Source organism: Gordonia sp. UCD-TK1 (genome assembly GCF_001691435.1).
Taxonomy (GTDB): Bacteria; Actinomycetota; Actinomycetes; order Mycobacteriales; family Mycobacteriaceae; genus Gordonia; species Gordonia hongkongensis.
Genome location: NZ_LZMP01000024.1, coordinates 331,072 through 350,973 on the forward strand (window position 1 = coordinate 331,072; position 19,902 = coordinate 350,973).

At 68.2% G+C, this 19,902-nt stretch carries 17 protein-coding genes; 11 read left to right on the plus strand and 6 right to left on the minus strand.

All coding sequences use genetic code 11. The features are described from left to right. Nucleotides 1-83: 83 nt before the first annotated feature. The 4 genes from A9310_RS15300 to A9310_RS15315 all read left to right on the plus strand — a co-directional run bounded on the left by A9310_RS15300 (nt 84) and on the right by A9310_RS15315 (nt 5,835). On the plus strand, nt 84-1,562 hold the full coding sequence (locus tag A9310_RS15300; RefSeq protein ID WP_065631334.1) for an NAD(P)/FAD-dependent oxidoreductase: 1,479 nt from the start codon (nt 84-86) through the stop codon (nt 1,560-1,562). Between the two features lie 203 nt (nt 1,563-1,765). Beyond that, complete coding sequence (locus tag A9310_RS15305; protein WP_065631335.1) at nt 1,766-3,541, plus strand: DUF6777 domain-containing protein; 1,776 nt, start codon at nt 1,766-1,768, stop codon at nt 3,539-3,541. A 71-nt stretch (nt 3,542-3,612) separates the two neighbouring features. Further along, on the plus strand, nt 3,613-4,245 hold the full coding sequence (locus tag A9310_RS15310) for an LGFP repeat-containing protein (protein ID WP_065631336.1): 633 nt from the start codon (nt 3,613-3,615) through the stop codon (nt 4,243-4,245). A 69-nt stretch (nt 4,246-4,314) separates the two neighbouring features. Beyond that, nucleotides 4,315-5,835: an acyl-CoA synthetase gene (locus tag A9310_RS15315; protein ID WP_065631337.1), complete on the plus strand. Its 1,521-nt coding sequence runs from the start codon at nt 4,315-4,317 to the stop codon at nt 5,833-5,835. A 30-nt stretch (nt 5,836-5,865) separates the two neighbouring features. Here the strand turns inward: A9310_RS15315 and A9310_RS15320 are convergent, their stop codons facing one another. Further along, nucleotides 5,866-6,516 carry a hypothetical protein gene (locus A9310_RS15320; protein ID WP_065631338.1) on the minus strand — a complete coding sequence of 217 codons (651 nt, stop codon included), beginning with the start codon at nt 6,514-6,516 and terminating at the stop codon, nt 5,866-5,868. Between the two features lie 137 nt (nt 6,517-6,653). On the opposite strand from A9310_RS15320, the gene A9310_RS15325 reads away from it, so the two are divergent. The 6 genes from A9310_RS15325 (at nt 6,654) to A9310_RS15350 (ending at nt 12,688) form a co-directional block, all read left to right on the plus strand. Next, nucleotides 6,654-7,853, plus strand: coding sequence for a lipase family protein (locus tag A9310_RS15325; protein ID WP_065631339.1), 1,200 nt, complete (start codon nt 6,654-6,656; stop codon nt 7,851-7,853). 147 nt (nt 7,854-8,000) lie between these two features. Continuing rightward, nucleotides 8,001-8,432: an STAS domain-containing protein gene (locus A9310_RS15330; protein WP_065631340.1), complete on the plus strand. Its 432-nt coding sequence runs from the start codon at nt 8,001-8,003 to the stop codon at nt 8,430-8,432. A gap of 6 nt (nt 8,433-8,438) precedes the next feature. After that, complete coding sequence (locus A9310_RS15335) at nt 8,439-8,900, plus strand: ATP-binding protein (RefSeq protein WP_065631341.1); 462 nt, start codon at nt 8,439-8,441, stop codon at nt 8,898-8,900. A 285-nt stretch (nt 8,901-9,185) separates the two neighbouring features. Next, a complete protein-coding gene (locus A9310_RS15340) occupies nt 9,186-10,355 on the plus strand; it encodes a hypothetical protein (protein ID WP_065631395.1) in 1,170 nt (389 codons plus the stop codon). 143 nt (nt 10,356-10,498) lie between these two features. Further along, nucleotides 10,499-11,296, plus strand: coding sequence for a hypothetical protein (locus A9310_RS15345; protein WP_065631342.1), 798 nt, complete (start codon nt 10,499-10,501; stop codon nt 11,294-11,296). Nucleotides 11,297-11,383: 87 nt separating this feature from the next. Further along, nucleotides 11,384-12,688, plus strand: a complete 1,305-nt coding sequence (locus tag A9310_RS15350) for a hypothetical protein (protein WP_065631343.1) — start codon at nt 11,384-11,386, stop codon at nt 12,686-12,688. Between the two features lie 166 nt (nt 12,689-12,854). Here A9310_RS15350 and A9310_RS15355 read toward each other — a convergent pair whose 3' ends face one another. Beyond that, nucleotides 12,855-13,397: a dihydrofolate reductase family protein gene (locus A9310_RS15355; protein ID WP_065631344.1), complete on the minus strand. Its 543-nt coding sequence runs from the start codon at nt 13,395-13,397 to the stop codon at nt 12,855-12,857. Nucleotides 13,398-13,596: 199 nt separating this feature from the next. Here A9310_RS15355 and A9310_RS15360 point away from each other — a divergent pair, with 199 nt between their 5' ends. After that, nucleotides 13,597-14,394, plus strand: a complete 798-nt coding sequence (locus A9310_RS15360) for an SDR family oxidoreductase (protein WP_065631345.1) — start codon at nt 13,597-13,599, stop codon at nt 14,392-14,394. Here A9310_RS15360 and A9310_RS15365 read toward each other — a convergent pair. The 4 genes from A9310_RS15365 to A9310_RS15385 form a co-directional block, all read right to left on the minus strand. Further along, nucleotides 14,373-15,656, minus strand: a complete 1,284-nt coding sequence (locus tag A9310_RS15365; protein ID WP_065631346.1) for a lipopolysaccharide biosynthesis protein — start codon at nt 15,654-15,656, stop codon at nt 14,373-14,375. The two genes, A9310_RS15360 and A9310_RS15365, sit on opposite strands and share 22 nt — an antisense overlap. Then, the gene (locus tag A9310_RS15370; RefSeq protein WP_065631347.1) at nt 15,653-16,648 is read right to left on the minus strand and encodes a glycosyltransferase family 2 protein; all 996 of its coding nucleotides are present in this window, start codon (nt 16,646-16,648) and stop codon (nt 15,653-15,655) included. The genes A9310_RS15365 and A9310_RS15370 overlap by 4 nt, the downstream gene beginning before the upstream one ends. A 42-nt stretch (nt 16,649-16,690) precedes the next feature. Next, a complete protein-coding gene (locus A9310_RS15375; protein WP_240199041.1) occupies nt 16,691-17,521 on the minus strand; it encodes a family 16 glycosylhydrolase in 831 nt (276 codons plus the stop codon). A 187-nt stretch (nt 17,522-17,708) separates the two neighbouring features. Then, nucleotides 17,709-19,859, minus strand: a complete 2,151-nt coding sequence (locus A9310_RS15385; protein ID WP_139104633.1) for a hypothetical protein — start codon at nt 19,857-19,859, stop codon at nt 17,709-17,711. Nucleotides 19,860-19,902 lie beyond the last annotated feature (43 nt).

A 19,902-nucleotide genomic window follows, 5' to 3' on the forward strand; every position in this document is an offset into this window, starting at 1 on the left:
TACGGTTGGTGTGATTCCGTCACATCTGAAGACAAGTGTTGCATGATGACAGCACCTGAGGCATCCCCACCGAGGAGGTCCCCGTGACCGACAGCGAACCGAACGCCACACAGCCAACCGAGCGCGACGTGATCATCATCGGCGCCGGCTTGTCCGGCATCGACTGCGCCTATCGGCTGAAGGAGCAGAATCCCGACGCCGACTATCTGATCCTCGAACGCCGCGAACGCATGGGCGGGACGTGGGACCTGTTCCGGTACCCCGGCGTGCGGTCGGACAGCGACATCTACTCGCTGAGTTACCCGTTCGAGCCGTGGCGCAAGCCGCGGGCGCTGGCGCACGGAAACGACATCCGGGAGTACATCGAGGACACCGCCCACAAGTTCGCCATCGCCGAACACATCCGGTTCGGCGAGCACGTCCTGACCGCCGACTGGGACTCGGCGACCGACACCTGGACACTGGGAGTCGAGGTCGGTGAGGACCGGCGCCGCGAGACCCACCGCGCGAGATTCGTCATCTTCGCGACCGGTTACTACGACTACGACAACCCCTACACACCGCGGTTCGCCGGTGCCGATGACTTCACCGGCCAGATCGTGCACCCGCAGCACTGGCCCGAAGACCTCGACTACCGGGGCAAGCGCGTCGTGGTGATCGGCAGCGGTGCGACGGCAGTGAGTCTCATCCCGAGCCTCGCCGAGCAGGCCGAGCACGTCACGATGCTGCAGCGTTCGCCGTCGTACATCTTCTCGTCCAAGCAGAAGCAGTACCTGGCACCGCTCGTGCAGAAGTTGTTGCCACCGCAGGCGGCGCACAAGGTCATCCGCACCAGGTACGCGGCCCAGACGGCCGCGATCGTGCACCTGACCCACCGGTTCCCGAAGCTCGGACGCAAGATGATCCGGAGCAACGTCGTCGCGAACCTGCCCGAGGACTATCCGGTCGACCTGCACTTCAATCCGACGTACAACCCGTGGGACCAGCGGATGTGCATGGTCCCCGACGCCGACCTCTTCGCCGACATCACCGAGGGCAAGGTCGAGATGGTCACCGACCATATCGACCGGTTCGACGCCTCGGGGGTCACCCTCACCTCAGGCAAGCACCTCGACGCCGACATCATCGTCACCGCGACCGGACTGCAACTGCTCGGCTTCGGCGGTACCCGGCTCCGCGTCGACGGCGCCGAGGTGAAACCGCACGACCGCTTCGTCTTCAAGAGCTACCTCATCGAGGACGTCCCGAACCTCGCCTGGTCGGTCGGTTACACGAACGCCTCGTGGACCCTTCGCGCGGACATGACCGCTCGCGCCGTCGCCGACCTGATCAGGTACATGCGCACGAACGGCTACACCCATGCCTATCCGCATCTGGGTTCGGAGGTCATGGGTTCGCGGCCGCTGTGGGATCTCAAGGCGGGGTACGTCGAACGGTCCCCGGATGCACTGCCGAAGTCGGGCACCCGCGGTCACTGGCAGGTGCGGCACAACTACTACCGCGACGCCATCGACCACCGCATCAACAAGGTCGAGGAATCGATGGTGTTCGGCCGGGCCTGACCCGGCTCCGCGCGCGGGGCCCGGACTGGTGTCGGTGCCCCGCCGCGCGGCGTTACGGCGGTGTGGTCCAAACGGTCGAGATTTGCCGTCGACGACGTGAAAATGCTGGTCAAGCCTTGCTCCCCGTTCTGTGACGCGCCGATACTGGGCTCGGGTCGAACGATTGCCCGCCCGGGCAGGAGTGGACCAGTAGGAGCTGCGCGATGACCTATCCACCCGGTCCCCCGACCCACCCGTCGACCCCGTACGGCGCGATCCCGCCGCGGCCCGACGGTCGTCGCGCACTGACCCTCGTACTGAGCGCCGTCGTGGTCGTCCTCGCGCTCGTCCTCGCCGCGGGCATCGTCTTCGTCGTCAAGGCCCGCGACGGGGACATCTACGTCCCCGGCCTCACCCTGACCGCGGCGAACGACCCCGGGATCGATCCGTTCACCGATCCGGTCCTCGTGTCCGGGGCCGGCGACCTCCCGGCGAACGTGGCACTCACCGGTACCGCGGGCGCAGCCGACCTCGGTGGCCGCGCGGTCAACGGCACCGACGCCGGGTTGTATGCCGCGGGAGACACCGCCGCCTGCGACACCGCGGCACTCAGCAACCGGTTGCTCGCCGATCCCCCGGCGGCTCGCGCCTGGGCCGGCGTCTACGGCATCGGCACCGCCGACATCCCGCACTATCTGAACACCCTCTCCCCCGTGGTGTTGACCACCGACACCTGGGTGACCAACCACTCGTACACCTCCGGCCGAGCGGTCCCGTTCCAGTCCGTCCTGCAGCGTGGGACGGCGGTCTACGTCGACTCCGCCGGCGTCCCGCGCGCCATGTGCTCGTGCGGCAATCCGCTCGCCCCGCCGGCCGCCGCCCCGCTCGGCGGGTACCGGCTGGAGGGCCGGACGTGGGAGGGGTACAAGAGTCGATCGGTCACCCGCATCGCGTACAACAACCAGAACGTCACCGCGGTCGGCAAGTCGACGACCATCGTGCCCGCGCCGTCGGTCCCGGCTGCCCCCGGCACCCCGGTCGGCGATGCCCTCCAGTTGCTGAATTTCCTGACCGGACAGATCTTCTCGCAACCGCTCGGCGGACTGCTCGATCTGAGCCGCTTCCCGCCACCGTCAGGTCCGCTGCCCACCCCGGCCGCGCTGAACACGCCGTTCGAGGCGGACACCGAGGAGGACGCCGAGCACAACGGACTGATCGCGCCGGGCGATCCCGCGGCCGCCCCGGCCCTCGAGGAGCGGGCCGAGGAGCACGGCGGTCTGCCGGAAGGAGCACCGGACTCGGACTCGGCGGCTCCGGACTCCGCTGGACCGGACTCGTCCGAATCGGACTCCGCGGTCACGCCCGCCGCGCCGGGCAACCCGGGACCGGCCTCGGACGCGCCACCACCGGATGCATCGGTGCCCGCCTCCGACGCCCCGGTCCCCGAGGCGCCCGGGTACGAGGCGCCGGGTCCGGAGGCGCCCGAACCCGGGTCGGAGCCGGGCGTCCCCGGCGCGCCGGCACCGGGAGCCCCGGCCGAGGCCCCCGCGACGCCGACCTCGTTCAGCGGTTCGGGGGAGTTCATCGGCAGTTTCAGCTTCGACGACGCCGGGCTGTCGGTGGGCTGCACGGCCCCCGGCAGCGCTTCGGCGGGTACGGTCGCCCTCTCGTGCACCGACGGCGTGACGCGGTCGGTCGCCGGTTCGGCCCTACAGCGCACCTCGGTGTCCGGCTCCACCACCAGCACCGGGGTGTGGACGCTGACGCTGACGGCGGTCGGCGCGTCGAAGACGGTGACCGTCCGGTCGGCGAACTGGATCGTCGTACCGCCCGCCGCCCCGGCTCCCGAACCGTCTGCGCCGGGCCCCCTGACGACGGACCCGCCGGCGCCGGACCCCTCCACACATGCCGCGCCGCCCGCCAGAGAGGCCCCGGACGAGACGACCACCACGACCACCACGGAGAACTCACCCCCACCCGAGGCTCCCGCGGGCCCCTGACACCTGCGGTTTCACCCCTGATGTGAGCTGTCCAACAGCAGGCGCCGTGGGACGTCCGTACCATCGCGCGCATGTCTGCCCTCACGACGTCGACGCCGAGCCCCGCCCGTGACCTCCGTCCGGAGTCCGTTCGCAGACGCGTCCGACGGCGGGTGGCGAGCGTCGCGGTCGTGGCGACGATGGTGTCGCTGGTGATGCTCGCGCCGAGTGCGCAGGCCGATCGGATCATCAACGGTCACCTCGTCGGCGGCAAGATCGGCGAGGCCTACTCGTCGACGGGCGGCTTCTTCAAGTGGGGCGTCCCGACCGGCCCCGAACGCGCGGGAGCCAAGCGTGGCAGATTCCAGGTGTTCTCACGCGACACGTCGTTCTACTGGCACCCCGCCGCCGACGGCGGTACGGCACACCAGGTCGGCGGCGCGATCCGGAGCCGGTGGCAGAAGGCCGGGGCCGAGCGCGGTGCGCTGGGTTATCCGGTCAGCAACGAGTACCGGTCGGGCAGCGGACGGAGCAACGACTTCCAGGGCGGTGTGGTCACATGGTCGAAAACCGGTGGCGCGCAGATCGTCTGGGGCCAGATCCGGCGCAAGTGGGAGGAGACCGGCGGAGCGGGCGGGTACTTCGGGGTCCCGCTCGGCGGCGAGTACCGAACCGGCAACCGATTCGCCCAGGACTTCCTGAACGGCACCATCTTCTGGCCCTGACGGGCAGACCCGGGAACTGATGGGCGGATCCGCCACGGTTCACTAGGACGTCCAAGTATCGTCGACGGCATGGCTTCGCGACCTTCTTCCGCCAACACCATCGACGGCATCCTCCGCAGGTCCGCGGCGCGGCATCCCGACCGCACCGCGTTGGTCTTCGACGACCGTTCCTTCACCTATCGACAACTCGACGACGCGGTGTCCGCTGCCGCCGCCGGGCTGGTGGCCCGCGCACTGCAGCAGGGCGACCGGGTGGCGGCATACGGCACGAACTCGGACGCGTATGTCATCGGTTTCCTGGCGTGCTGCCGCGCGGGACTCGTCCACGTCCCGATCAACTACGCGCTGCGGGGTGAGGAACTCCGCTATCTCGTCGTGCAGTCCGGCGCACGTGCCGTCCTCGTCGACCCCGCCCTGTCCGAACGGATCGACGAGATCCGCGGCGATCTCGCCGAGGTCGAGGAGATCGTCCCACTGCGCGACGCCGACGATTCACTGCTCGAGACGGCGACCAGGCCGTCCGACCAGTTCACCTCGGTGGCCGACGGCGACGATCTCGCCCAGCTCCTCTACACCTCCGGAACCACCTCGAAGCCCAAGGGCGCCATGATGTCCCACGCGGCACTCATCAGCGAATACGTGTCGTCGGTGATCGCCCTCGACTTCACCGCGGACGACAACCCGCTGATCGCCATGCCGCTCTACCACTCGGCGGGGATGCACGTCTTCATGCTTCCGTACCTCTCCGTGGGCGCGACCGTCCGGCTGATGGCGACCCCGGACATCCCGGAGATCCTGCGTCGCGTCGAGGCGGACCGCATCGGGTCGCTGTTCCTCGCGCCTACCGTCTGGGTTCCGCTCGCCGGTCACCCGGACCTGGCGACCAGAGATCTGTCCTCGCTGCGCAAGGCCCAGTACGGCGCGTCGATCATGCCGGTGACCGTGCTGAACCGGCTCCGCGAGCAGTTCCCCGGCATGCAGTTCTACAACTGCTTCGGGCAGTCCGAGATCGGGCCGTTGGCAACGGTTCTGCGACCGGAGGAGCACGAGGACCGGCCGTCGTCGTGCGGCCGGCCGGTGTTCTTCGTCGAGACCCGGGTCGTCGACTCCGACGGCAACGACGTCGAACCCGGGGTTGCCGGCGAGATCCTCTATCGTTCGCCGCAACTGTGCCGCGGCTACTGGGAGAACCCGGCCGCCACCGAGGACGCGTTCCGTGACGGCTGGTTCCACTCCGGCGACCTCGTCACCCGCGACGCCGAGGGCTTCATCACGGTGGTCGACCGCATCAAGGACGTGATCAACACCGGCGGCATCCTGGTCGCCTCCCGCGAGGTGGAGGACGCGATCTACACCCACGAGGCGGTCTCGGAGGTGGCCGTCATCGGCGAGCCGGACGAGAAGTGGATCGAGGCCATCACCGCGGTCGTCGTGGTGCGGGACGGCCGGTCGGTGACCGAGCAGGAACTGATCGAGCACGTCCGCTCCCGGATCGCGCCGTTCAAGGTCCCGAAGAAGGTGCGGTTCGTCGACGAACTCCCCCGCAACCAGAGCGGCAAACTGCTCAAGCGGGAACTGCGCTCGCGGTGACGGACGCGCGGCGCGACGGACCTGACATCGTCAGAACCGTTGCGCCGCAGCCACTGCCGCGTCGATGTCGGCGTGCGCGGCCGCCGGTCCGAGTATCCGCCGCAGGTCTGCCGCCGTCGGCGCATCACCGGCGGCGACCATCGCCCGGAGCCGGGTGCCGAGGTCGGCCTGCGACGTGAGTCCCAGCTCGCCGAACCAGTTGCCGAGTAGATCGACGAGTGCGTCGCCGGTTGTCTCGTCGTCGGTGAACGGCAGACCGACGCTGGTGAAGCCGTCATCGGCGTCGTAGTCGGACCGCATCCACCGGCCGTCGAAGCCGTAGATGAACCCGATCCACATCCCCTCGGTGCGCTGCCGGTCGAGGTACGGCACGATCGCCGCTTCCCACCAGCCGGGCGCATCGGCGAGCAGGTCGGTCTCCTCCTCGCCGAAGTACGTCGCCCCCTCGCGGAAATACGTCTCGGAGTACTCATGGTCGTGCCCGACGAGCACCGCGCGGCCGGATCCGGCCGACACGACGTCGGCCCAGTTGCCTCCGCCGTCGTCGTAGTGCCACCCGTGAGCGGTCGCATGCGCCTCCTGCGCCCAGCGCTCACCCCGCACGGCCAGCAGTGCCGCATACGCAGCCCACCTCGGTTTCATCTCCGCCGGGGTCGGCAACCCGACCGTTCGCAACGCCATGCCGTGACACCTCTCTGCCGGGTTTGTCCGAACCAGGGTATGGCCGTGGCCGACGGTCCCGCTCCCGGCGCACCGAAAGGAACTGAGCGATAACGGAACAGGCGAGGAATCGACGACCGGCACCCGTTCGCAGTACGGTGTGGATCGTGACGCGATGGCACCGCAAGGTTCTGACACTGGCCGTGTGTGCGGCGGTCGCGATCGGCGGTTCCGGAGCGGCCGGGACCCTCGCCGCCGGCCCGGCGATCTCCTCGCCGTCGAACCTCGGCGACGTCGGCACGGTCGTCTCCGCCAGGCCGCTCGCCCCGCAGTTCTGGGTGCCCGGCTCCGCCGACGCCACCGTCCTGACCTATGTCACGACCGACGCTTTCGGCAAGAAGGCGCTCAGCACCGGGACCGTGTTCACCCCACGGGGGACGGCACCGCCGGGCGGTTGGCCGGTGATCTCGTGGGCCCACGGGACGTCGGGGATCGGCGACGACTGCGCCCCCTCGGTCCGGGGTCCGGGCCTGCCCGAGCGCGACCTGCCGTACCTCGCCAAGTGGATGCAGCAGGGCTACGCCATCGTGGCCAGCGACTACGCCGGCCTGGGCACCCCGGGTCTGCACGCCTACCTCGACGGCCGCACGACGGCTCACAACGTCGTCGACATGGTGCGAGCGGGCCGGGAGTTCTCTTCGACTCGACCTGTCGCACAACGGTTGTCGCGCTCCTGGGCGGCGGTCGGGCAGTCACAGGGCGGCGGCGCGGCCATCTACACCGCGCGCTACGCGACCGAGTTCGGCGGTGAAGAGCTCGACTACCGGGGTGCCGTCGGCACCGGCACGCCGGCCTACATCGAACGACTGGTCCAGATCGCGGGTCCGGGTGTCCCGCCGGTGGCGATCACCCCGGCGCTGACCGCTTACCTCAGCTACATCCTCGCCGGACTCCGATACGCACACCCCGAGCTCGGCATCGATCGCATCCCCACGCCGACCGGCCGGAAGTATGTGGCCCTCGCCGAGACCCGCTGCGTCGGCGAGTTCGAGGAGCAGCTCCGGGGCGTCTCGCTCGGCGACTACTTCACCGCCCCGCTGACCAGTCTGCCGAGATTCTCCGCGACCCTGGCGAATTACCTGGGCATGCCCGAAAAGGGTTTCGACAAGCCATTTTTCATGGGCCACGGCCTGTTCGACACCGACGTGCCGTATCCCACCACCGCGGCCTATGCGGCGACGCTGACCGCCAACCGCCAGCCGGTGACCTTCCGGACCTATCCGAGCGACCACAGCGGCACGCTGGTCCGGTCGCAAGCCGACACCATCCCCTTCCTCGGCCGGCTCTTCGGAAAGTAACCGCCGAGGGCGTTCGCGCACCCCGGTACCGGCGTGGCGTCATGCCGTGGCACGATGGGATCACCGGTTGAGCAGCTGCCGTCGTACATCTCCCGGGACGGGGCCGCAAGTCGGGCTGCCGCCGTCCCCCGTAGAGAGGGCCACCCGATGCAGGCAGAGAATCCTGATGCTGTGATCGTCGACGACAGTGGCCTGAGTGCCGGACGCGCGCTGATGTCGGTGGTGTCCGCAGCACATGAGCAACTGGTGATCCTGACCGTGGAGGGCAGCATCGACGTGCTCACCGCCCCGCAATTGTCCGACGCCGTGTCGCAGGCGCTGAGCGGACAACCCGACGGTCTGATCATCGACCTGACAACCACCGAGTTCCTGGCCTCCGCCGGGATGGCGGCGCTCGTCGCGGCACACGAGGCCATCGCACCCACCGGCATGTTCGGAGTCGTGGCCGCCGGACCGGCGACCGCCCGCCCCCTCACCATCATGGGCCTCGACCAGACGATGGTGCTCTACCCGACGCTGAACCATGCGATCACGGCCATGACCACCACAGAGGGGCTGGCCGACCGTCCGGCTGGTTAGTCACAGATGGTTCGGATCTCATCGGCTCACCGAGACCCCGGCGACTCGGACGGGACGGACGCGACCGGTCTCGCATTTTCGGTCACGGCCTCTCCCGAGTCCGCCTACCGCTTCCGGCAACAGTTCGCGCAGTGGCTGGACGCGACGATCAGCGTGGACGCCGAGCGACGCAGCGACATCGTCCTCGCGGTCTACGAGGCGGTCGCCAACGCGGCCGAGCACGCCTACGCCACCCCATCGCCCGGCACCCGGCCCGGTGCCATCGATGTCCGGGCGCGGAAGACGCGCGACGATTCCCTGGAGGTCATCGTCACCGACACGGGGCAGTGGAAGACAGATGCGTCGTCGTCGCCGTACCGCGGTCGCGGACTCGCCCTGATCTCGGCACTCTGCGACGCATCCGACGTCACCAGCGGACCGCACGGGACCTCGGTGACCCTGAGCTGGCGTCAACGACAGAGCGTCTGAGAACCGCCCGTGAGACGGGTGTCCCCCGGGCTGGGGACACAAGTACTTCTTGTCGGTTAACAACCGATGCCTGAGTCAGCCGGGCCGCCGACCTAGGGGTACGGTTCGGGCAAGGCTTCGTCGACGGGTCTGTTCAAGTGACCAAGTCTGTCGGCCGAGTCACATAACCTGAAGTCCGAAGGCGGGTTCGGGGCCGGCCGTCGAACAGCTCGGTGGAGCGTGCTCCCGATCCTGGCATCGCTGCACAATGCGCATGCACGTCAGCGCACGAGGAAGGGAGTCGAGATGACCGACTTCACCGTGGACTCGAACATCGACGACGCGTGGCGCACGTTCGCGTTGCACGTCGGAGATCGTCTGTCGCATCTCGAGCCGGGCGAGACCCTCACGATCCAGCAGGACCCCGCCATCCCGGAGGGTCCGCACGGGGCGATGCGATTCTCGGTCACCGGTTCGCGCCGGCTGCGCTGCACCATCGAGGACACCGACCTGCATCCCACGCCGGAGTACTTCGCCGAGCATCTCGACCTCCTCGCCGCCCTCGGGTGGCGACGTCTGCGCAACGGAACCCACATCTTCGAAGTCGGGCGGCGCCGCGTCGATCAGCTCGCGCACACGACGGTGCTGACGCTCCGGCAGGTCTGGGAGGTCGTGCACCCCGCGTTCCTGGACCATTCGCCTGCCGCGCGCCCCGAACCCCAGATCGAGGTCGCGGTCCAGCCGTTCGACGCCGACCATCTGCGGGCCTTGCTCGTCGGCTCGCTCGAGGACCTCACCGGCTGCCGTATCCAGACCGACGCCGACGGCGACATCGCCCTGCCCACCAAGCCCGTCTCGTCGTGGCTGAGTCCGCGCAGCGACGCACCCCGCTTCGAGTTCTTCGCGCGCCTCGCCGGTGACATCACCGACCGCCGGCGCGCCGCCGACATCGTCGCCGCCCAGCCGACCATGGGGTCGGCGGTACGTGTGCATCTCCTCGAGGACGAGGTCTTCGCGACGCTGACCGTCGAGTGCGCCGTATTCCATCCGCACAACCTGAGCTCGGCGCTGGCCGAGTGGTTCACGTTCCTGGCCGACTGCGCCCCGTCGGTCATCGCCAAGGTCGGTGAGGACGCACCACTGACCGCGAGGAACGACGGCCGTTTCCCCGACGCTCTGCAGACACTGCTCGAACTCGACCCCGACGGCCGCTCGCTGTCCGCCCGCGAGGTCGCCAAGATCTGCCGGTACAGCCAGGCCGACATCCTCTCGTACATCAACACCAGCGAGGAGCAGCACCTCACCTGGCGGCGGTCGGCGGTCGACGCGGCCGCCGCGTCGGACCCGGCCGAGGCCGACGCGTGCCGCCATGAAGCCGAAGCCTGGAAGGCGACCACGCACAACCTGCGGGCGGCGCTGCGCGTCGTCGTGCTGTCCGACGACGACGCCGCGGATCGCAGCTCACCGGCCAAGTGACTCAGGCAAATCGGTACCGGCAACACCTCTGCACGTAGTCTGCGCGGACGATTTTCGACGCGGAGCATCGCACCGCGGCCAGATGAGGCGTTCAATCGGTTAGGCAACCCTCAGCGGTTCCAGTCATCGATCGGAGCCCTCACATGGCCATCACCACGGATCGCGGCGCACTCACGATCACCTTTCCCGAACTGGGTCGCGACGCGCGGTTGCACGTCACGTTTCAGCGGGCTCTGCGCACCCCGGACCCGGTCGGACGGCCCGGCGCGGTCGGCGGCCATGGCGCCCTCCGCCTCGCTCAGGGTTCACCCGACGGCGACGCGCACGCGACCATCCCGATGTGGCAGTCGGAGGCCACCTGGCTCGACTTCTCCTCGCCGCACCTGCACCCGTTCCTGGTGATGATCGGCGTCGACGGTGTCAACGTCGTCAGCGGTAGTGCGTTCACGGGCGTGCCGGACTTCGACGCCGGCGACTACCTCGAGGTGCCCACGCAACCGTCCCTCGCCTCGTATCGGAGCCTTGCCGGCGACAACCGTCAGTTCGTCGCACCGTCGACGCACGCCGTCGGAAGCGCCGCCGGGACGCTCGTGCAATTGACGGTCATCCCGATGCGCGCCGAAGCGTGGGCCAGACGCCGCCGTCATCTGCCGTCGGCGTCGGGGACCTGTGTGCTCTGCGACATGTCGCGAGCCGGGCAGTCCGGTGCGCATCCCCGGCTCCCCGCGCCGCGCGTGATGGGTCCGCTGGAGTCCGCGGACACCTGGCATCCGACGATGTTCGACGCCGCCGCGGTCCGCATCGTCAACTCGATCACGTGGAAATCGCTCACCGGGGAACCGGTACCCCACGTGGCGCTGACGAGCACCGACTACGCCGACCACGATCTCCCGTGGGACCCGGTCTACGACGAGACGGTCGAGCACTCCGCCCCCCTGTAGTTCTGTTGCGGGTGTCGCCACGGGTGTCTGCGCGGCGTCGTACTATTCGGATCCGGTCCGCGTACGTCCCGCCCACGAGGAGCCTGCATGTCCCCCGATTTCGACGCCGACCTCGAGGCGGCCTGGCGGGACTTCGCCGACACTCTCGCGGTTCGGGTGCCACGTCTCCTGCCGGGTCAGACGCTGTCGATCGTCGAGGCGGCCGCCGGAGGATGGCGACGACGGATGACCTTCGCGGTGGCCGGGAGTCCCGAGTCGGCGGACCGCCTGCGCTGCACCATCTCGGCGGGGGACCTCACCTGGACCGACAAGGACCGGTGGATGCGCCAGGCCACCTACATCGTCGATCGTGGCTGGTGCCGGCTCGAGGGTCGCAGCGCCTTCTGCTTCGAAGCCGATGCCGGTCGGTCCGGCGACCTCGCCGGCGCCGCCGTGCGGGCGTTGCGCGAGGTGTGGGGTGTCATCCACCCGTCGTTCGTGAGCATCGGCGACCCGTCCTTCGCCCGACACCACTCCCCGGCTGACGGTCTCGACACCGACGACGCCGACGAGACCGACGCCGGCCGGCCGACCGACTCGGATCGAGCCGGCAGCACGGACGCCGACACCCTGCGCTTCACCGCCCCGGCCCGTTTCCTCGACGCCCCCGTCGAGGGCGGGGTGGTGCCGCAGTCGAAAGACCATCTCGTGGAACTGGCCCGCGCCGCGATGAGCGCGGCCGGACGTCCCGCCGTGGTGAGCCCACGCAAGGCCATCTTCCTGCGGTCGACGGGTACCTCACTGCTACGGCCGACCCGAGACGCCCGCTCCCTCGAGATCGTGACCATCCTCAGCTCGTCGGTGCCCGCACCCTCACTGCTCGGGATGGTCGTCGCCGAGTTCTCGCCGCGGTGGCCCGAAGTCGCGCTGGTCGTACGCAACGGGCTCGTCTTCGCCCAGCGCAGCATCGACGTCGCGGTCTTCAGTCCCGCCAATCTCGATGCCGCACTTCGACGCTGGGACGACTTCGCCCGGTCGGCACGTGGGGAGATGATCCGACGCCTCGAGAGCGGCCCCAAACTGGAGCACCGCCGTCGCGGCGACCGCCTTCCCGTGGCGCTGCAGGGGCTCCTCCGGGTCAACCAGAAGCTCGACAACAAGCTCTCCCCGACGACCGTGCTGGCGATGTGCCGTCAGGACCGTGAGCGGGTCCACGAGTTCTTCGACATCTGCGCCGCCGAGATGCGTGAGTGGATGGACAACCTCACGACTGCCCGAAAGGCTGAACTCGGCGACGAGGAGATCGCCCTGTGCGAGGCCGAACACCAGGCCTACGCCCGCGTCGCCCGGTTGCTCCTCACCGCGATGGACCTCGCCGGCGGGTCGTCACCCGGTCCCTCGCCGGGGGCGTGATCCCGGGGCGGGCGGAGGATTTCCGACTGCCGCGCCACCCCCCAACTGAAGTCGCATGCGACGTCAATCAGGCCGCGCGACTTCGATCGAAGTCGCGCCGACGGATCGATATCGCATGCGACGTCACTCGGCAGCGGAGTAACTGGTCTCGGCCCAGGCGGGGTTCTCAATCAGTGGGACCGTACGACAGGTGCACGACGCCGTTGTCGAACACGTCGGTGCCGACGAGCGTGAGCGGCAGGTCGGCCAGACCGTCGAACAGCCGGGCACCGTTGCCGAGGACCACCGGATAGACCAGCAGGTGCAACTCGTCGATCAGCTTGTCGCGCAGCAGCGCTCGCACGAGGGTGCCGCTGCCGCTGATGTAGAGGTCACGGTCCTTCTTGAGGTCGCGGATCCGGTCGGCGTCGTAGGCCCCGATGACCTGGGAGTTCTGCCACCCGGTCGCTTCGTCGAGGGTCGAGGACACCACGTACTTGGTGGTGTCGTTGAAGAACGGGGCGCCGGGATCGTCGTCGACGGACCGGTCCGACCATGCCGGGCCGAACATCTCGAAGGTGTTGCGTCCGAGCAGGATTCCGGTGCAGTCGTTCATGAACGAACTGAGCGTCTCGCCGAGCGCGTCGGGGAAACCGTACGGCATCGTGAAACTCGGATCCTCGTAGCTGCCGTCGAGGGTGATGAACTCGTGGACGTGGATCTTTCCCATTGCGCTGCCTCTCGTCACTTCGGTGAACGTCACGATGTCAGACCGTGGGGCGGCGGGAAAGTCATCGGCGTCGAGAGTCTCGTGACTTCTGTCGGGACCCTTCGAGGCTCGTCGCTTACGCTCCTCGCACCTCAGGGAGCGGGATTTCGCCCTCCGTCTGGTAACTCTGGACCCACACATCGGCGATCGAAGGAGATCCATGGACGTCGCAGGCAAGGTTGCCATCGTCACGGGTGGCGGTGGAGGTATCGGCGCGGCCATCGCGCATGCCCTGGTCGATGCGGGCGCGCGGGTCGTCGTCACGGATCTTGACGAGTCCGGTGCCCGGGCCGTCGCCGAGGAGCTGGGCGATTCGGCGGCCGCGCTCGCCGGCGATGCCTCGTCCGACGGCCACATTGATGCCGCGGTCCGCTTGGCGGAGAACACCTTCGGTCCGGTCGACCTCTACTTCGCCAACGCCGGGGTCGGACTGGGCCGCGGTGTCGACACCGAGGAGGACGTGTGGGATCTCGCCTTCGACGTCAACCTCCGCGCCCACATCCGGGCGGCTCGACGCCTGATCCCGGGCTGGGTGGAACGAGGCAGCGGTTACTTCGTCAGCACGGCGTCGGCCGCGGGTCTGCTCACCCAGATCGGCAACGCGCCGTACTCGGTCACCAAACATGCCGCGGTCGGCTTCGCGGAATGGCTCAACATCACCCACGGCGACGACGGGGTCCGCGTCAGTTGCCTCTGCCCGATGGGTGTCGACACCAAACTGCTACGGCCCGAGGGTGATTCCGCCACCGCCGAGCAGCGGTTGATGCAGCGGGCGGTGGAGAGCGCCGGCGCGGTGCTCACCCCCGGGACGGTGGCCGCGATCGTGCTGGAGGCCGTCGCCGACGAGCGCTTCCTCATCCTCCCGCACCCGGAGGTCCTCGACATGTACCGCCAGAAGGGCGCCGACTACGACCGGTGGCTGCGCGGGATGCGCCGCTACCAGACGAGCTTGCGATGACCCTCTGCGTTCGACAACCATCGTCGTATCAGGTCCCAGGTGCCGACAGCGCCCAGCAGGAGCGAGCTGACGAGCAGACCCGAGCCCGCACCGATGCTGCCCCAGGTGCCCGCCAGCACGAGGGTGACCGGAAAGGTGATGACGAACACCACCGTGTTGCATCGCAGAATCGTCTTGGTGTCCAACTCCGCCCGGAGTACTGACATCCAGATCGAATACGGGACGCGCAGGACCGAGGCGGCCGCGAGCAGGCACAACGACGTCGTGAACTCCGAGCCCGAGTAGGCCGGGCCGAAGATCTTCCCGACGAGCGGCGAGGCTGCGATCAGAACCCCTGCTCCGACGACGACCAGACATTGCGAGATGGCCCAGATTCGACGGATCTGCCCGGCCAGTGCTGCCGGATCGCGCGCGAGATGCGCGGTGAGGGCTGCTCCGATGCCATCCGGCACGAAGTCGAGCACCTGTGCCACCGCGAGCGCCAACGCCAGAGTCGCACCCGCGACCGGTCCGGCGACGAGCGTGGTGAGGAACGGCAGCACGAGGATGAGTCCGAACGAGGTCGCGCTTCCGATGCCATCGCGAAGAGCGAACATGGGCATCTGGCCGCGATCCACCACCACGACACGGTGCGGGCTCGTGCGGTTCTCGGGGCGCCGCAAAATCCGCGGCACGAGGACGACGAACACCACGCACGCCCCGAGCAGGGCGGGCACGATCGTGGCCCACACCGCAGCGAGCGCCACGACACTCGCCAACACGCAGACGAGGGCCACTTTCAAAACCACGGCGGCCACATTGACGATCGGAAGCCAGCGCGAGGCGTGCAGTCCGATCAGAGCGGCGTCCTTGAGTACGAACAGCGCCATGACGACGGACCCGCAGGCCACCAGCACGACGGTCGCCACCCGGTTCTCGAGCATGTCGCCCGCGATCATCCCGCCCATCACGCCGAAGACGGCGGCCGAGCCGATGGTGATGAGCAGGCCCTCGAGCAACCGTTCGCGACGTGGGCAGTCGGGCGTCGACAGCATCGCCTTGTAGGCACTTCCCACCCCGTACGCGGTGATGGTGCCGACCGTCGTGACAAGTGACAACAGCGCGGTCTGGATGCCGAGCGCATGTGGAGGGATGACCCTGGCCGAGACCACCCAGAAGAGCATTCCCGCCCCAGCCGTGACGAAGAAGCTCGCCACCACGGCGACGGAGTCCACCGTCATCGCCCTCGAGCCGAGCATCACCGGCCTGCTCACGATGCTCATGTCCGAGGACTCAACTCGCGCAACGCGCTTCGCGCCTCGGTCAGCATCGCGAAGAGGTAGCCCAGACCTGCTGCGACGACGGTCCCGGCGAGAACGGTGCAGCGTCCGAGACCTCCGGGATCCGTCCTGCGCTGCTCGACCGTCACACCGTCGCGGAGGTAACGCATGATGGCCGCCGGGACCGTCCTGGTGAGATACGAACGCTCCGAGCTCGTGGCGTCCGCCGCCCCGACGAGGCCACTGATCTGTCTCTTGGACACGCCCTCGCCGAACGACCGCCGCAAGACGTACCGGACGTGTGTCCTGTTCCGGCTGACATGGTGTCGCACACGGACATCCGGGTCGAAGATGATCCTCGCAGCCGGGTCAGAACGGGCGATCCGGATGCACAACTCGGTCTCTTCGCAGCCCACCGGAAGCGTGCCCACCCGTCCGAGGTCGGTGTCGAATCCCCCGACCTCGAGCAAGGTCCGGCGACGGAACGCCATGTTGCACCCCATCAGGTTGCGGACCGGCGCCGGCGCGGTCGGCAAACCCGCGTAACTGCATCCCACTGTCCAGTCGCATTCCCGGGGAAACCAACGGGGTCGGTCGCCGGGCCACACCGGCTCCGCGTATCCGCCCACCGCCGAAACATCCGAATCGGTGAACTGCCCGGAAAGTCGCCGGCGCCAGCCGGGTTCGACGACGGCATCGTCATCGACGAACCCGACGATCTGACCGGAGGCGAGACGGGTGCCGCAGTTGCGGGCACCGGAGAGACCGCGCTTCTCGTCGTTGGCCACCACCCAGATCAGCGGCTTGAGCGACGAGGCGAATTCACGCCTCGCCAGGTCGAACAGCTCATCATTGTGGTCGATCACCACGATCAGTTCATCGTCATCGGTCAGTTCGCGTTCGGCGGCGTCGACCGATCGGATCAGGTCAGCCCATCGGTCGGTGGTGTAGGCACAGATCACCACCGACAACTTGCCGATGTCACTATTTCCCATCAGTCCTCTTCAGTTCCGGTCGAAGTCTACACTCGTGCAACGTCATTCCTCGTACGACCACACGGCAGCCCAGTCGACGAGAACCCGGCCGCGGTTGTTCCCGTCGCCTCGGGTCTCGGTCTGCAGTTGCCAGCGCATCGGTGTCGTCGGGACCCACTGCGTGCTGTCCAGGACCACGGTGTCGTCGAGCAGGTACCGCACACGCCCCGGCGACCATTCGATGGTGTAGGTGTGCCAGTCGGTGAAGCGCGCCCCGATGTCCCGGGACGGGATCTTGCACCCGTCGCAGGAACCCTCGCCCGCGAAATGCTGCCATCCACCAACGGTTCTCGACAGCCAGCCTTCGGGAAAGTCGAGTTCGCCGTCCCGCGGCCACTGTTCCGATTGCGGCCACAGGAGCCATGCGACGTAGTACTCGTCGAGGTCTGGTGTGTCGACCCGCATCCGGACCGAGTAACGCCCGTAGGTCTGGTATTGGCTACCGGTGTCGAGTATCGGTGATGCACTCGCCCCCGCCGGAACCCCGTCGACGTTGTGCAGATCGAAGACGAGGTACCCGTTGTCCACACTCAGTACCTCGTCCGCTCGATACGGCCGACGGTCGAAGGTGTCCGGGAAACACCGCGGATAGGTCAACCACTGCTGACCTTCCGCGCCGGTGTACACGACGTCGTACGGGGAGCACTCGTTGGCCCAACTGCCCACCGGCGCATCACGATCGAAATCGTCGAAGAACACCTGCTTCCAGCCGGGGAGGTCTCCGCGAGGAAACCCCCGCGCCGGTGTCATCCCACATCCGACGATCGGGGCGAGGAGAACCACCGTCAGCAGTTGCAGGAATGTACGGAACCAACCACCTCGCGCACGCGTCATATCCGGCCCACCATGGAGAGCAGGGCGGAAGCGCAGGCGATCGCCGTGGTCGTGATCGCCACGACGGTGAGGACCTGTGACACGCGATCGGTGGACACCGCTCCCCATGGAGGGACCCGATGCTCGCGCCGAACGGCGGCGGCTACGAAAAGAGCTGCGGCCGTGACGAACAGTAGGACGGTCGCGATCACGGCGCGGCCTCCAGATCGATGTCGGGAGCCCCCAGGCGCTTCAGCACGTGGACCTCTCCGTCGTCGTAGGCGGAGACGAAACCGTCCCGTTGCACCATCAGCGCGAGTTGTCGGGCGACCTCGTCCGGGCTGATCCCGTACCGGTACTGCAACAGCTTCTCGTCCTCCTCGGATACCAGCAGATAGTCGATGTCCTCAGCCGCAGTGCATTCCGCCAACTCGCGCTGTTCGGCGATGCACGAGGCCCCGATGTCGTAGGCCCGCGGCAGTCCGATCGTCGAGCCCTGCCCCCAATAGGCGATCGCGGAAGACGGCGCCTGGGCCACCAGCTCGTCGGAAACCCGCACGGTGGCCGGCCGCGAATACTCGAACGAGGTGTTGAGCGCGCGATTGGAGACCCCCAACACCGCGACCACGAGAGTGAGTGCGACCGCACTGATCGCGAACACGGTGGCGGGCATGCGCGCGGAACCTCGGATTCGACGCGCCGCACCGACCACGGCGAGCGCGGCCAGTGCGGCCAGCGCGGGTGACGCATACAGAAAGCACCGTACGAGCACCTCGCCGCCGTAGCTCTGCACCACGACGAGTGCGAACGGGACCAGGGACAGGACGGCGAGGGGTGATCGGAATCGGCTCTTGCCGAGACGGAACCAGCCGATTGTGGCCACCAGGAGGAGCAGGGCGGTGCCACCGATCCTGAGGTACTGCATCCGACCGTAGACCGGATCCCCGGTGATTCTGTCAGACAGCCCGGAGCTGACACTCGCGGTGACGTCGCCGATCTCGGTCAGGATCTGATCGAGGTGCCCCAGCCAATACCCGCTCGCACCGAAGGTGAACCACGCACTGAACAGGAGCAGCCCGGCCAGCCAGAGCAGTTTGTGTCGTGTGGACCCGACGAGGGCGAGCCCCGCCAGGGCGGCAATGGTCACCATCGGGGTCAACTGGTGACTGACCACCATCGCGGCGACGAGGACGATCACAACTCCCTCGACCGCGTATGAGAATCCACGTCCACGACCACGTGGTCGTCCTGGCACGCGTCGCCATACGCGCCAGAAGCCGACGGGCGGGAGGGGTGAGACCCTCAGCTGCCAGATCAGCACAGCCACGATCGTCACGTACAACTGCATCGCGAGCGCCTGGGGCGCAAAGTAATCCTGCTGATACCAGTTGAAGAGAATGTAGATGGTGATGGTCCCCCATCCGACGCGCGCGCTTCCGGACACGCTGTGTCCGAGTGCGTACAGGGGGAACATCAGCAGAGTTCCGAAGATCAGCGACGCGCTGGTGAGGAAGACCGTGCTGTCGTCGAGCCCACCCGTCCTCATCACATGCGCCGCGCCCGCGAAGAAGCCACTCCAGCTGATCCGGCCGTCGACCGCGGGCGGCAGCGCGCCGAGCTCGGAGTACCAATCGGTGAGGAACCGGTGCACGTAGGCGGTCGGGAAAGGCGGTGTGCCACTGGACCATGCGACCGGCATGCTCATGTAGACGATGAGCATCACGTTGGTCGCGGCGAGACCCGTCCGGTGCAGTCGGCGTCGACGATACTCCCGGAACAGGGCGACGCAGAGCGCAGCCAATCCGATGAAGTAGGTGATCCCGAGAATCGGTACGAGCCCGTACACACCTGCCTGCTCGGGATGCAGTCGGGCGACGGCGATCAGGAAGAGGACGAAGGCGGCCACCAGCAGTGCCGCGGTGACCCGATCGAACGTCCGGACCGACGTGATCACCGCCGACGCCGCCGCTCCCGCGCCAGCGCGCAGGTCGGACGACGGATGCGGGCATCGCGCTCTGATGAGTACCCCGGTTGCGACGGCAGCGATCACGAGGATGACTCCCTGCGCGAGCAGCGGATGCCAGAAGCCGGCGAGGAGGGAGGCCAGCCCGATGATGGCGGTGGTGCTCAACGACAGGGCGATGGCGACGCTCGGCAGAAGTCCGTTGCGCGGCCACCCGAACAGCCCCGCGATCGGTAGCCCGGGGAGAACCAGGGTCACACTCACCACCGCCACGGCGCGGAGCCCCTCGGGCAGGAGCGGAGCCACCCCGGACGCCGTCAGAACGCACATCAGCGTCGAGACCGCGATCACCGTCATCGACAGGAGGGCGACGACGGCCGGTGCACGGTCAGGCACCGAGTGCGCAGTCGGCGGGCTCGGTAGCGCCCTCGCGATCGCG

Coding starts and splice junctions, on each gene's coding strand:
- A9310_RS15340 (WP_065631395.1), top strand. CDS start 9,186: ATGACCGACTTCACCGTGGACTCGAACATCGACGACGCGTGGCGCACG.
- A9310_RS15310 (WP_065631336.1), top strand. CDS start 3,613: ATGTCTGCCCTCACGACGTCGACGCCGAGCCCCGCCCGTGACCTCCGT.
- A9310_RS15360 (WP_065631345.1), top strand. CDS start 13,597: ATGGACGTCGCAGGCAAGGTTGCCATCGTCACGGGTGGCGGTGGAGGT.
- A9310_RS15330 (WP_065631340.1), top strand. CDS start 8,001: ATGCAGGCAGAGAATCCTGATGCTGTGATCGTCGACGACAGTGGCCTG.
- A9310_RS15315 (WP_065631337.1), top strand. CDS start 4,315: ATGGCTTCGCGACCTTCTTCCGCCAACACCATCGACGGCATCCTCCGC.
- A9310_RS15365 (WP_065631346.1), bottom strand. CDS start 15,656: ATGAGCATCGTGAGCAGGCCGGTGATGCTCGGCTCGAGGGCGATGACG.
- A9310_RS15370 (WP_065631347.1), bottom strand. CDS start 16,648: ATGGGAAATAGTGACATCGGCAAGTTGTCGGTGGTGATCTGTGCCTAC.
- A9310_RS15350 (WP_065631343.1), top strand. CDS start 11,384: ATGTCCCCCGATTTCGACGCCGACCTCGAGGCGGCCTGGCGGGACTTC.
- A9310_RS15375 (WP_240199041.1), bottom strand. CDS start 17,521: ATGACGCGTGCGCGAGGTGGTTGGTTCCGTACATTCCTGCAACTGCTG.
- A9310_RS15355 (WP_065631344.1), bottom strand. CDS start 13,397: ATGGGAAAGATCCACGTCCACGAGTTCATCACCCTCGACGGCAGCTAC.
- A9310_RS15320 (WP_065631338.1), bottom strand. CDS start 6,516: ATGGCGTTGCGAACGGTCGGGTTGCCGACCCCGGCGGAGATGAAACCG.
- A9310_RS15305 (WP_065631335.1), top strand. CDS start 1,766: ATGACCTATCCACCCGGTCCCCCGACCCACCCGTCGACCCCGTACGGC.
- A9310_RS15345 (WP_065631342.1), top strand. CDS start 10,499: ATGGCCATCACCACGGATCGCGGCGCACTCACGATCACCTTTCCCGAA.
- A9310_RS15335 (WP_065631341.1), top strand. CDS start 8,439: ATGGTTCGGATCTCATCGGCTCACCGAGACCCCGGCGACTCGGACGGG.